Origin of the sequence: Bifidobacterium apri, assembly GCF_009299485.1 — a bacterium.
Taxonomy (GTDB): domain Bacteria; phylum Actinomycetota; class Actinomycetes; order Actinomycetales; family Bifidobacteriaceae; genus Bifidobacterium; species Bifidobacterium apri.
The window spans coordinates 93,104-106,322 of sequence record NZ_WBSO01000001.1; the positions used below are offsets into that span (position 1 = coordinate 93,104).

A 13,219-nucleotide genomic window follows, 5' to 3' on the forward strand; every position below is an offset into this window, starting at 1 on the left:
GCACCGCGCCCCGAACATGGCGTGCTGGGTGGGCTTGAGGGTAGAATAGCCCGGTTATCTGTGAAGGAGAGCACATGGCATCACACCGCAAACCGGCACGCCCGTCGTACGATCCGCGTTCGGTCAAGGAGAACATCGTCGAAACGCCGTTGAAGGACGAGATGAGCAAGTCCTTCCTCGAATACGCGTACTCGGTGATTTACGCGCGTGCCCTCCCGGATGCCCGTGACGGTTTGAAGCCCGTGCAGCGCCGCATCATCTACCAGATGGGGCAGATGAATCTGACTCCGGATCGGCCGTACATGAAATCGGCTCGTGTGGTCGGCGAAGTGATGGGCAAGCTCCACCCGCACGGCGATTCCGCGATTTACGAGGCTATGGTGCGTCTCGCCCAGCCGTTCGCCATGCGTCTGCCGTTGGTCGACGGGCACGGCAATTTCGGTTCGCTCGATGACGGTCCTGCGGCTTCGCGATACACCGAGGCGAGACTGGCGCCGGCCGCCCTCGGCATGAACGCCGATATCGACGAGGACACTGTCGATTTCACGCCGAACTATGACAACAAGCTCAAGGAACCGGCCGTATTGCCGTCCGCCATTCCGAATCTGCTGGTCAACGGCGCCTCCGGCATCGCCGTCGGCATGGCGACGAATATGGCGACGCATAACCTGGGTGAGGTCGTCCAGGCGGCGAAGCATCTGATGCGTCACCCGGATGCCACCCTTGAGGAGCTCATGCGCTACGTGCCGGGGCCTGACTGGCCGGGCGGCGGCATTATCATCGGGCGTGACGGCATCCGGCAGGCGTATGAGACCGGGCGTGGCGCATTCGTCACCCGCGCGGCGACCCATATCGAGAACGTGACCGCACGCAAGAAAGCGATCGTGGTGACGGAACTGCCGTTCATGGTCGGCCCTGAGCGTGTGCTGGAACGCATCTCGGAAGGCGTGAAAAACCGGCGCATCGAAGGTATCTCCAGCGCCATCGATCTGACGGACCGTCACAATGGCACGCGCCTGGTCATCGAAATCAAAACCGGGTTCGATCCCAATGCCGTGCTTGCGCAGCTGTTCAAGCACACGCCGCTCGAAGACAGTTTCACCATGAACAATGTCGCGTTGGTCGACGGGCGTCCGCACACTATGGGGCTCAAGGAGATGCTCGAGGTGTGGATCGCGCACCGGCGCAATGTGATTCGCCGCCGCAGTGAATTCAGACGCAAGAAGGCGTTGGAACGCCTCCATCTGGTTGACGGGCTTCTCCTCGCGCTGGTGGATATCGACGAGGTCATCCAGGTGATTCGCACCTCCGACGACGCTGACAAGGCGAAAACACGGCTGATGGCGGTGTTCGATCTTGACGAAGTGCAGGCGCAGTACATTCTTGATCTGCGGCTTCGCCGGCTGACGAAGATGAGCAGGATCGAATTGGAGGCAGAACGCGACGAGCTCAAACGCAAAATCGCGGATTTGGAGCGCATCCTCGGTTCGGATGAGGAGCTTGACCGTGTGGTGGTCGAGGAGATGGATCAGGCGGTCGCCCAATGGGGGTCGCCGAGGCGCACGGTGTTGCTTGATCTCAATCCTGACGGGTCGCTCTCCCCTGTCCCGCAACAAGGCGGCAGCGATGACGCGGTGCAGGACACGGCGTTGGAGGCCATTCACGCGGCATCACAGGTGTCCGCCGCAGCCGAAGATGTCGCCGCTGCCGCTGCAGCCCGCAAGGCCGGCAACGAGGAGGATGCGACCGCCGCGCTGCAACTGGATGATACGCCGTGCGCGGTGATGATGAGCGCTTCCGGTCTCATCGCCAGAACCGCAGCGAGCGCCGTCGACGTGTGGAAATCCCATGCGTCCGGCGGTGCGGAAGACGAACGAACCCGCGCAGCCGACGACCAGATCGTCACGGTATTCGCCACGACGACGAGGTCGCGCTATGGCCTGGTCACCTCCGCGGGACGTCTCGTACTCGCCGACGTGGCGGAACTGCCCGCCCTGCCCGCACAGGGTACGCTGTCCGTCGCCGGCGGTGTTCATGCCGAGGAACTGCTGCGTTCGACGGAAAGCACTGATCCGGTTATCGGGGAACGCGTCGTGACGGCGGTGTCGATGTCCGATGGGCAACCGCCGCTTGCAATCGGTACGCTCAACGGCGTGGTCAAGCGGTGGAATCGGGAATCGCCGACCACGATGGACTCGTGGGGCATCATCGATCTGAAGGACGGGGACAGCGTGGTGTTCGCCGCTCCTGCAGCCGACGAGGACCGGCTGGTGTTCATTTCCTCCGACGCGTCGCTGCTGACGTACGAGGCGGGCAATGTCCGGCCACAGGGACGCACGGCAGGCGGCATGGCCGGCATCAGGCTGGCCGAGGGCTGCCATGTGGTCGCGTTCAACGCCGTTGAAGCCGGTAAGATCGCTTGGACCTATGAGGAAGGTGACAACGGCCTGTTCTCCGCGTCCGGAGCTGTGGTGTTGACGGTCGCAGGCGATGCCGAGGCGCTCCCCGGAACCGACAACGGCGCAGCGAAGGTCACCCCGTTGGAGATGTACCCGACGAAGGGGCGCGGCACCGGCGGTGTGAGGTCGCAGCGTTTCCTCAAGGGGCAGAACGCGCTGCTGTTCGCGTGGGTCGGCATGTATCCACTCCACGCCAGTACGGAACACGGCACTCCAGTGGAGCTGCCGAAGCCGGATATGCGCCGCGACGGTTCGGGGGTCGAACTTGCCGCGCCGATCGCCTTTGCCGGCTGAGCCTTGGCGTGCGCCGGTGTGTACGGGCGGAGATTGCAGCCCGCGCACACCCCTCTGCTTCTGCCGACGCTGAGATGCCTTCCAGCGTCGGCAGAAGGTCACCACCCTGCTTCTGCCGACGCTCACACCTCACCCAGCGTCGGCAGAAGCAGAGGGAGTCAGGCTTCAGCCGCGGCATCATCCCCGTCATCGTCGCGGACCCATTGCAACACATCACCCGGCTGGCAGTCAAGCGTTCGGCAGATGCCTTCGAGCGTGGAGAAGCGTATCGCCTTGGCTCGCCCGTTTTTGAGCACGGAGACGTTCGCCGGCGTGATGCCCACCTCTTTCGCGAACTCCCCTACCGACAGACCCCGCTGGGCGAGCAGGACATCGAGATTGACCTGGATCGCCATTCAGATCACCGCCTCAAGTTCGTCGCGCTGCGCTGTGGCGGAGACCAGCAGGGCGCGCAGGACGATGATGAGCAGGAGCATCGCGAGCAGCCCCAAGGCGACAAGCAAAGCGCCCAACGGAACGGCGAGCGGTTTGAGATGCGCGATGAACGCCGTATGGATGAACAGGCCAAGGGCGAGGAGTGCGGCGATGCTCACGCAGGCGATGATGATATCGACCCAGATCAAGGAATCATTGGCGAATACGGTGCCTCTGGCCGATAGTGACGCGAGTCGCCATACGGCGATCAAACCGATTTCGAAGCAGGCGAGCGCCGCGATCACCGCGAGCAGGTATCCGGTCGCGTATGGCGCGTATTGGGGTGCGTCCTGTGCGCTGCGCCGCGCGACGAGGGGCAGGGCCCATACCTGTGCGATCACGGAGATGATGATGAATACGGCCAGCGCGATCTTGAGCACGACGATGACGACAGGGTTGATGCCGCCGCGCGGCTGCGGGTTTTCCTTCTCGTCGGTCGTGTGTTGCACCGGACCGGCATACCCGTCCCGTTCGTCTTGCTGGTCGGGTACAGGCGGTTGCCCGTTGCGCTGCCGCCGATCCTGCGGCTGTTCGATTACCATGGACGCCTTCCTTCCTCACACGGCGGTCGCCGCGTCGGCACGTCCAGCATAGCAGTATCGATAAACGAGCGAAACATATCGTTTCTCGATGTGTAGCATCTGTGATAAATCGCTTATCGATAGACATTTGTCGATATTCGATTGTTTACGATGGGGGCATCTCAGGTAGAGAAGGAGCAACGATGACATCACCGACGCCATCACAGCACGAGCCCGAAGCACCACAGCACACCCAACCAATGCGCCCGCAAAGCACACCGGCCCAGTCGGCACCCACGCCGGCGGCGCCCACCGCGAACGCACACACACAAACCCCGCAGCCGCAACGACAAGGCGCAGGGCACCCCGTTCCCCCGACACTGCCCTATCCGCAGTGGTACGGCACGCCATACCCCACTGTGAACGCGGCGCCATTCACACCGAGGCGCGACCCGCTCGCCGCCCCCGACGGCTCACGACCCTCCGACCGCAGACTCCTTACCATCGCCGGCGCGGCGATCGTCCTGCCGATACTGTTCGACCGGCTGGTATTCGCATGGTCGGATTCCAACACCTACACGCCATGGTTCGACGGATTCTGGCTGGTCGCCTTGGTCGCCGTCGTCATCCTGTTCTTCCGCACCGCGCATCGCAGCCGTATGTGGTGCTTCACCACCATCGCCACGGCGATGCTGTGCGCCTATGCGATCGCCATGCATATGGCAGGCACTGTCGACGACAGTTGGACGACCACCACATTCCTCGCCATCCCATGCCTGTTGATGATGTCATTGCAGATATCGGACGGCGGGTTCGACCCTCATCACCCGTGGCAAACCGTCAGACGGTGGCTGCTCGGGTGGATTTCCCCACTCACCAAGCTCAATACGGTCGGATCGGCGCTGAACCACGCGCTGAACGCGATCCGGACGCTGTCCTCGGAACACGAAGACACAGCTGCGGCCAATGACGCCACGGCCGGCGGCACACAGCATTCAGGGCAGATGACCACGGCACGCCGCATCCTGCTCATCATCGTTGTCGCCGTTCCCCTGCTCATCGTACTGACCTCATTGCTGGCCTCCAGCGACCTGGTGTTCGACTACGCGTTGCGCAACGTCATCGGTTCGATCAACATCTCCGAATTCCTGCTCCACGTGTTGCTCATCGCGATCCTCTTCCCCTTCTGCCTGTCCCTGCTCATGCAAACCGAAATCTCGAACAGGCTGCGCATCCACGCGTGCGCCCCGTCCGCCTTGGCAACCGCCCAGACCAGCCAGCATGAGCACCCCATCGATACGACAGTCGCCGCGGTTGTGCTCGCGCTGGTCCTGCTCCTGTACGCGATGTTCTGCGCCATCCAATTCGCGTTCCTGTTCAGCGGCAGGCAGCTTCCCGACGGCTATACCTACTCCCAATACGCTCGGGAGGGGTTCTTCCAGCTGCTCGCCGTCGTAGGCGTGAATCTCGCCGGGTACGCGCTTGTCCTGTGCAAGGCGCGCCGCACCGCTCCCCTGACCGGAATGCTGGTCGTCCTGATCGGCGAAACCGCGGTGATCCTCGCCTCGGCGCTGTGGCGTCTGCACTTGTATATCGCAGCCTACGGGCTGACGTGGCTGCGTCTGGAATCCATGACCTTCATGTGGATGCTCATCGCCGTACTCGTCCTATGCCTCGTGCGCCTGTTCGTCCCGCGTCTGCCGCTGGCGACGATAGCGTTCATGCTGGTGGTCGTATGGTATGTGGCGTTGGTGTTGTCGAACCCGAACAACATCATCGACAGCTACAATCAGGCGCGTCAGATCACCGACGCGCTATAAGCCCCAACGTGCGCCGGCACAGACGGCATTACACTGGAAACCATGTCTTACCGCATCGCATTCGTTTTCGATGACACGCTCGACGTGCTCGACGGTGTGCAACAGCATATCGTGACCTTGGGCAAGGAACTGTCCCGCCGCGGTCATGACGTGCACTATCTGGTCGGGCAGACCGAGCATTCCCCCGTGCCGCATACGCATGTCATGTCCCGCAATGTGATGGTGCGCGCGAACGGGAACCGCATGCGCATTCCCCTGCCGGCGAACCGCCAGTTGATCGCGCGGACGCTCGCAGAAGGCGATTTCGACATTCTGCACGTTCAGGCGCCCTACAGTCCGTTCATGGCCGGTCGTGTCCTGCGTGCCGCGGCGCCGGACACCGGGGTCGTAGCGACCTACCATATCGCGGTCAGCGACCCGTTCTCCGCGATTGGCGGGCTGGCGCTCGGCGCCATCAACACGCACACCCACCGGCGAATCGATGAAGTCATTGCGGTGTCCGATGTCGCGGCTCGGTATGCGGCAATCACCGCACATACGACAGCGCGCGTCATCGCCAACCCGGTGGATGTGCGCATGATGCGTGAACGGGCGTCTGCCGCAGGCACCAGTGAATCGGACGACGGCTCCATGGCACCTCATATCGTGTTCCTCGGCCGTTTCGTCAAACGCAAAGGCGCCGATATCGTGCTGGATGCAATCGAATATGGCGAGCAGCATCGGTTGTTCCCCGCCGGCACCCATGTGACGATGGCCGGGAAAGGCCCGCTGCTCGAGGAATGCAAGCATCGCGCCGCCAGCTTCACGACGCCGGTCTCGTTCCCCGGATTCATTGAGGAATCCGCCAAACCTGCCCTGCTTCGTAGCGCCGATGTCGCCGTATTCCCCGCAACCGGCGGCGAATCCTTCGGCATAGTACTGTTGGAGGCGATTGCGTCCGGGGCGACAGTCACATTGGCCGGCGATAATCCCGGATACCATTCCACGCTGCTGGGCGATACCGATGCGCTGTTCCCCGTGCGGGGGCGGGATACCGCGCGGATATTGGCTGAACGCATCGCACGCGCCATTGACGATGCCGCGTGGGCCAAACAGGTGCATACGCGCGAGGAACTGCTGCTCGACCGGTATGACGTGCGTACCATCGCCGATCAGGTGGAGCAGGTGTACGCACAGGCGATCGCCAAGCGTCGAACAGCCTGAACCACGGTCTGCAGCCACGAATCGAGGCTACGCAATCGAAATCGCGGACCCCCGCTGAATCGGTCACGTAGCCTCTGACGTAGCCGCGAATCATATGCCGGCGGATCAGGTATCGATTTTGCTGCGGTCGAAATCGTCTGCATTCTCGACGATGAACTGACGCCGTGGCGGCACTTCCCCGCCCATCAGCAGGTCGAAGATCCCCGCCGCCTTCTGCGCATCCTCCATGCGGATGCGCCGCAGCATCCGCGAACGCGGATCCATGGTCGTGTCCGCCAACTGGTCGGCGTCCATCTCACCCAGACCCTTGTAGCGCTGGATGTCCGGATTGTAGTCGATATGCCGACGCTCGAGGTCGGCAAGCTTGCCCGAAAGCTCATCGTCCGAATATGTGTAGATGAACTCGCCCTTGTGCTTGCCGGCGAGTGCGATGCGATGCAACGGCGGAACGGCGGCATACACGTGGCCGGCTTCGATCAGCGGACGCATATACCGGTAGAACAGGGTGAGCAGCAGGATGCGGATATGCGCGCCATCGACATCAGCATCGGTCATCATGATGATCTTGTTGTATCTCGCCTGGTTCAGGTCGAAACTCGCGCCGGAACCCGCGCCCACCACTTGGATGATCGAAGCGCATTCCTTGTTGGACAGCATCTGCGACAGGCTCGCCTTCTGCACATTGAGGATTTTGCCTCGAATCGGCAGCAGGGCTTGGAAACTTGAGTTCCTGGCGGCTTTCGCGGTGCCGAGCGCGGAATCGCCCTCGACGATGAACAGTTCCGCGATGTCGTCGTTGCCCGGCTGGCAGTCGGAGAGTTTCGCCGGCATGGACGCAGCTTCGAGCGCGTTCTTGCGGCGGGTGACCTCTTTGGTTTTGCGCGCTTGGATGCGCGCGTGCATTTCCCCGACGATTTTCTCCAGCACTCTGCCGGACTGCTCTTTGTAGCCTCGCTTCGAGCCGGTGATCATCTCGCCGAACTGCTGTTCGGTCATTTTCGAGACGATGGGGCGCACCGGCGCAGTGCCGAGCACGTCTTTGGTCTGTCCTTGGAACTGGGGTTCGGCGATGCGCACGGTGACGACGGCGACCAGTCCGGCGAGGATGTCATCACGTTCGACGCGGGTTTTGGCGTCCTTGAGGTTGACTTTCAGCTTGCGCGCATTGTCTTCGACGCTTTTGCGGATCTGCTTGGTGATGCCTTGCAGGAAGCCGTCGACATGCATGCCGCCGCCGGGGGTCTCGACGACGTTGACGAAGCTGCGCAAGGTGGTGTCATACCCGTTGACCCAGCGCAGGGCGATATCGACTTTGCAGGTGCGTTCGATGTTCTGCGCGTGCAATTCACCTTTGCTGTCTACCGCCTGGGTTTCCTCGGTGTACGTGTCTTCGCCGGTGATGCGCCAGATATCGCAGACCGGTTCGCCTTGGGACAGGAAGTCGACGAAATCCTTGACGCCGCCGGTGTGGAGGAATTCCTCGACCCTGCGGTGGGGCCGTGCGGCTGATGCGATGGCGGATTGGGCCGCCGCCTGCGCCTGCGGATCGTCGGTAACGTTGTCGGTTGTTTCGGCGTCCGTGTCGACATCGGCATCCGCACCTGCATCCGCGTCTGCGGGGTCGGTTTCCGTCGCCCCAGCGGCAGCGAAAGCACCTGCGGCGTCGGCAACGCCATCGAGCATGAGGTTCGACGTGTTTGACAACTGTCCGCCTGCGGTATCAACGTCCGGAGCATCGCTGGCGTCTGAAGCGGCGGCATCCGCCGGCGTATCGACTTCCAGCATCGCATCGACAGAGGCGTCGCCGGTTTCGGGGATGTTCTCGTCGATGACGGTGATTTTCAGTCCGGGGACCAGGAACGTGGTCTGACGGACCCGATCGATGAGCTGTTCGTAGCTGAAGCGCGCGGTGTCGTTGAAAATCTCCGGGTCTGCCCAGTAGCGAATCCTCGTGCCCGTGGTCTTCGGCGAGACTTTGCCGATGACTTCCAGCTCGGTCGCGCGATTCTTGCGCGTACGTTTGAACGGGGAGTCAGGCGACGGGCATGACGGATCGGCGTCCTGGTAGACCCCCGGATGCCCTTGATGGAACGCCATGTGGTAGGTTTTGCCGTTGCGATCGACCTCGACATCGAGTCGGGAGCTCAACGCGTTGACGACGGACGATCCCACGCCATGCAAACCGCCAGCCGCATTGTAGGAGGCATTGCCGAATTTCGCGCCGGCATGAAGCTTGGTGAGGACGACTTCGACACCGGTCAAACCGGTTTTCGGCTCGACGTCAACCGGGATGCCTCGACCGTTATCGTCAACCTCGATTGAACCATCGGTATGCAAAATCACCTTGATGTCGTTGCATGCCCCGGCGAGCGCCTCATCGACGGAATTATCGATGATCTCCCACAGGCAGTGCATCAAGCCCTGGCTGTCGGTTGTCCCGATGTACATGCCGGGGCGCTTGCGTACCGCGTCAAGTCCTTCGAGCACGGTCAGGCTGTCGGCGCTGTAATTTTCCTTTGCCATAATCCCCATTCGTTGTCTTGCGTTTCGTTTCCCGCCGTCGCCCGTCTATGTGCGGACCCGCCTGCAATGAGGCGCAGTCCGCGCACAGGGCTGCGTCACTCGTCGAGGAAGTCGCGCAGAGTCTGCGAACGCGAGGGGTGACGCAGCTTCGACATGGTCTTGGATTCGATCTGGCGGATTCGCTCACGGGTCACGCCGTACACACGCCCGATGTCGTCAAGCGTCTTGGGCTGACCGTCCTCAAGGCCGTAGCGCATCTTGATGACGCCCGCCTCACGCGGCGACAGGGTTTCCAGCACCTGCTTGAACTGCTCCTGCAACAGCGAGAACGCCACGGCGTCGGACGGTGCGATGGCGTCGGTGTCCTCGATCAGATCGCCGAACTCGGAATCGCCGTCCTCACCGAGCGGGGTGTGCAGTGAAATCGGCTCACGGCCGTACTTCTGCACTTCCTGCACCTTCTCGACCGGCATATCAAGTTCACGCGCCAGCTCATCAGGCGTAGGCTCGCGACCCAGATCCTGCAGCATCTGCCGTTGGACACGGGCGAGCTTGTTGATGACTTCGACCATGTGGACGGGCACGCGAATCGTACGCGCCTGGTCGGCCATGGCGCGCGTGATCGCCTGGCGGATCCACCATGTGGCGTAGGTGGAGAATTTGAAGCCTTTCTTCCAGTCGAACTTCTCGACCGCACGGATCAAACCAAGATTGCCTTCCTGGATCAGATCCAGGAACAGCATGCCGCGACCGGTATACCGCTTGGCAAGCGAAACGACCAGACGAAGATTCGCTTCGAGCAGATGGTCTTTGGCTTTCTTGCCGTCAGCGGCGGCCCACTTGAGTTCACGCTTGCGCTTGAAGCTCATGCCCTCGCTTTCCGTGTCCAGCAGGTGCTGCGCATACAATCCGGCCTCGATACGTTCGGACAGGTCGACTTCCTGTTCGGCGTTCAGCAGGCTGACCCTGCCGATCTGCTTGAGATAATCCTTGACCGGATCAGCGGTCGCCCCGGCTGCGATGACACGGCGCTTGGGGTTGCCGGACGGCGTGAGATTGTCGTCGTCATCGTCGTCGCGCATGACGAACGCACCCTTCGCCTTCGGCGGGACTTCAGGTTCGCGATGCTTATGCTTGTCCTCCTCCTCGGAGTCCTCCTCATCGCCTTCCTCGTCGTCATCGTCATCGGCGTCGATATCGTCGTCGAGGTTGTCGGGATCGTCGCCTTCGTCGAGATCGTCGAAGTTCTCGATGTCCTCGTCGTCGATGTCTTCCTCATCCTCGAGCTGGACCTCGTCATGCTCTTTGGATGCAGGCTCGGCATGCTTTGCCGTATGCTTGCGCGGCGTCTTGGTGGCGCTCGTTGCGCGGGATGCCGTCGTCTTCTTGGCCTGCGGCGCCGCAGCACCGCTTCCCGACGCCTTCGATGTCTTCGCACTCTTCGCTGCTGCGGCCTTCTTGGCGGACGCCGACGCTGTGGACCTCTTGGTCGCCTTTGCCGGTTTGGCAGCCTTCTTCGCCGCGGTATTGCGGGTGGATGTGGTCTTTTCGGTCTGATCAGCGTTCTTCTTGCTTGCCGTCGTTTCCTTGGCCAAACTTATCCTCCTGCGTGTTCCCGCCATACCGCAGCCAAACGAAGGGCACAGTTATGGCAAGGGCAAATCGTCAACTATAGAAGTTAACCATCTTTCGTGGACGAATATTCCCGCGCGATTCACACGCTCACGCCATACGACCGAAATCCTGCATGACGTCATCTCAGGCACCATTCCGGTTTCACGCCGTTGCCCAGCGCGTCGATGACAATGCCGGCAAGCGTGCACGTCGGATCGAGATGCCGGGCGATGCGCGCGACGATATCCGTGCGCGGGTCGTCCACCCACCACATCAGATACGCCGCACACGCCAGAATGTTCACCCGATATGACACCGGCACAAGCTCCGCCATGCGCTCAAGCATCGCCACGGACGCGCGCATGCAACCGACACGCGGCACGGCTTTGGGCTCATCGAACGCCTCGGTCAGCAGACCACCCATCGCCGAGGCATTGCCGGGACACGACGGCTCCGAGGCGAATCGCAGCAACGTTTCCCAATCAAGCGGCGTGATGCTGACCGCCGACACGATCAAAGCGTCACGGATGGCGATATTCTGTTTCATCCCCACCGCGAGCCTGAGAAGAAGACGGTCGTCGGCAGGCAGGTGCGAACCTCCATCACGCTGGTTGCGCCACCACATTTCCAACGCCTGCTCCACCCAGAGCCGCGTGCCACGGACGATCCCTTCCTCATGGCGCAATCGCCGATACCGTGCGTCCTGGAAATCAACCCAGGCTTCAGACATCAGCCCGGCCGATTTCCATACCTTCCACGCCCCTTCCGGGACAGGCAGATCATCCCACTGTCGCAACGGCAAGCGGCCACGATACGAATAGCGGTATCTGGCGTACCACCGCGAAGCGTCCATACCAGGCAACGGCTCCCATTCCTCCGCCCATTCCCAGCACTCCATCAACGCGTCGAACAGCATCCCGTTGATCTGCCGCTGGATGCGCGCATCTTCGTCATCTTCCATAACTCCCCCGTTTCCGCCTGCAACCGCCAGGACGTTTCATACAGACACCCGGTGCGTCCGCTCCGTCCCAGCTTGCTGCACCGTGATGCCGCCCGTCCAGCCTTGCCGACGAATGTGGTCAAAGGATGCATGACCGCCCGGCGACCACCGGCACGACCGGCTACGACAGCGGCGAATCACTCACCACGGCGGCACGGTCACGACACGCACCCGGGCACGCCGGCGCGAATGTCGCAACACTGTGGATACCCTCATAGGCATGAGCATGCCGTCAGATCTGGAACGTATAGAACAACGCATCGATGACCTGGTACGCGAATACCTCGCCGTGTCCGACACCGAAATCGCCTCGTCATGCAGACAGGTCCTCCACGCGGTCGCGGCGCAGGCGGTCACTTCAAGCCAAGGAGGCAAACGTCTCAGAGCACGCTTGGCGCTCGCCGCGTTCGACGCCGGCGACGCCGACACCGACGCTCCACGCACACCGCACGCCAGGGAGGCGATGACTGATCTGTCCTGCGCCATCGAAGTGTTCCAGACCGCCGCGCTCGTCCATGACGATATCATCGACGATTCGGATCTGCGCCGCGGCAAACCGAGCGCCCATCGCGCGCTCGCACAGCAGACGCACAGCGAATCCATCGGCCGTGGCCTCGGACTCATGCTCGGGGACATCCTCGCCACCGTGAGCATCTCCATCGCCAATGCCGCGGCCTCGTCATTGCCCAATCCCGATACCCTGCGCGCTGTGTTCCTCGGCATGCAACGCGATGTCAGCGTCGGCCAGGTGCTCGACCTGTCCGTCGAACTGACCCCGTTGGACGATCCGGCACGGCTCGCGGACGCCTCACTGAATGTCTTCCGCTGGAAAACCGCCAGTTACACGACCATGGCGCCACTGCAACTCGGACTGACGGCCGCAGGAACCGACCCGCGATTCGCCGAACTTCTCGCCCATCGCATCGGCGAGCCGCTCGGCGTCGCCTTCCAGCTTGCCGACGACCTTCTTGATGTCATCGGATATACGAAAAACACCGGCAAACCCGTCGGCGGTGATATCAAGGAAGGCAAACGCTCCGTACTGCTCGCGGATGCCCTCGCCTTGTCGTCGCCATCCGACCGAAACGACCTGATCGCCATGTACGAAGCCCCGTCGCGGAACACGCAACAGGTGCAACGCGGCATCGAGATCTTCACATCGAGCGGCGCCGTCGAACGGTCTCGCGAGCGAATCCGCACGCTGTGGGGACAGGCACGCCAGGCCATCGCCGATGCACAACTGCCCCAAACCGCACGTGACGGACTGCTCGAAGCATGCCGCACATTCATCCCCGATTCCTGCCTGTGATT

The 13,219-nt window shown here is 62.1% G+C and carries 9 protein-coding genes; 4 read left to right on the plus strand and 5 right to left on the minus strand.

The window, feature by feature from the left end; all coding sequences use genetic code 11:
* Window positions 1-74: 74 nt before the first annotated feature.
* Window positions 75-2,753 carry a DNA gyrase/topoisomerase IV subunit A gene (locus DSM100238_RS00360; RefSeq protein WP_152354775.1) on the plus strand — a complete coding sequence of 893 codons (2,679 nt, stop codon included), beginning with the start codon at window positions 75-77 and terminating at the stop codon, window positions 2,751-2,753.
* A gap of 158 nt (window positions 2,754-2,911) precedes the next feature.
* Here the strand turns inward: DSM100238_RS00360 and DSM100238_RS00365 are convergent, their stop codons facing one another.
* Both DSM100238_RS00365 and DSM100238_RS00370 read right to left on the minus strand, forming a co-directional pair.
* Window positions 2,912-3,148 carry a helix-turn-helix domain-containing protein gene (locus DSM100238_RS00365; RefSeq protein WP_152354776.1) on the minus strand — a complete coding sequence of 79 codons (237 nt, stop codon included), beginning with the start codon at window positions 3,146-3,148 and terminating at the stop codon, window positions 2,912-2,914.
* A complete protein-coding gene (locus DSM100238_RS00370; RefSeq protein ID WP_152354777.1) occupies window positions 3,149-3,769 on the minus strand; it encodes a DUF2975 domain-containing protein in 621 nt (206 codons plus the stop codon).
* Window positions 3,770-3,951: 182 nt separating this feature from the next.
* On the opposite strand from DSM100238_RS00370, the gene DSM100238_RS00375 reads away from it, so the two are divergent.
* Together DSM100238_RS00375 and DSM100238_RS00380 are read left to right on the plus strand one after the other, a co-directional pair.
* Window positions 3,952-5,568 (plus strand): DUF4153 domain-containing protein, encoded by a 1,617-nt coding sequence (locus DSM100238_RS00375; RefSeq protein WP_152354778.1) that lies wholly within the window; start codon window positions 3,952-3,954, stop codon window positions 5,566-5,568.
* A gap of 42 nt (window positions 5,569-5,610) precedes the next feature.
* Window positions 5,611-6,771: a glycosyltransferase family 4 protein gene (locus DSM100238_RS00380; RefSeq protein ID WP_152354779.1), complete on the plus strand. Its 1,161-nt coding sequence runs from the start codon at window positions 5,611-5,613 to the stop codon at window positions 6,769-6,771.
* Window positions 6,772-6,876: 105 nt separating this feature from the next.
* On the opposite strand, the gene DSM100238_RS00385 is transcribed toward DSM100238_RS00380, so the two are convergent.
* The 3 genes from DSM100238_RS00385 to DSM100238_RS00395 all read right to left on the minus strand — a co-directional run bounded on the left by DSM100238_RS00385 (window position 6,877) and on the right by DSM100238_RS00395 (window position 11,869).
* Window positions 6,877-9,294, minus strand: coding sequence for a DNA gyrase/topoisomerase IV subunit B (locus tag DSM100238_RS00385; protein WP_152354780.1), 2,418 nt, complete (start codon window positions 9,292-9,294; stop codon window positions 6,877-6,879).
* A gap of 95 nt (window positions 9,295-9,389) precedes the next feature.
* Window positions 9,390-10,916: an RNA polymerase sigma factor gene (locus tag DSM100238_RS00390; RefSeq protein ID WP_167510948.1), complete on the minus strand. Its 1,527-nt coding sequence runs from the start codon at window positions 10,914-10,916 to the stop codon at window positions 9,390-9,392.
* 131 nt (window positions 10,917-11,047) lie between these two features.
* Window positions 11,048-11,869, minus strand: coding sequence for a DUF4192 family protein (locus DSM100238_RS00395; RefSeq protein ID WP_152354782.1), 822 nt, complete (start codon window positions 11,867-11,869; stop codon window positions 11,048-11,050).
* Between the two features lie 259 nt (window positions 11,870-12,128).
* Here DSM100238_RS00395 and DSM100238_RS00400 point away from each other — a divergent pair, with 259 nt between their 5' ends.
* On the plus strand, window positions 12,129-13,217 hold the full coding sequence (locus DSM100238_RS00400; protein ID WP_152354783.1) for a polyprenyl synthetase family protein: 1,089 nt from the start codon (window positions 12,129-12,131) through the stop codon (window positions 13,215-13,217).
* Window positions 13,218-13,219: the final 2 nt, after the last annotated feature.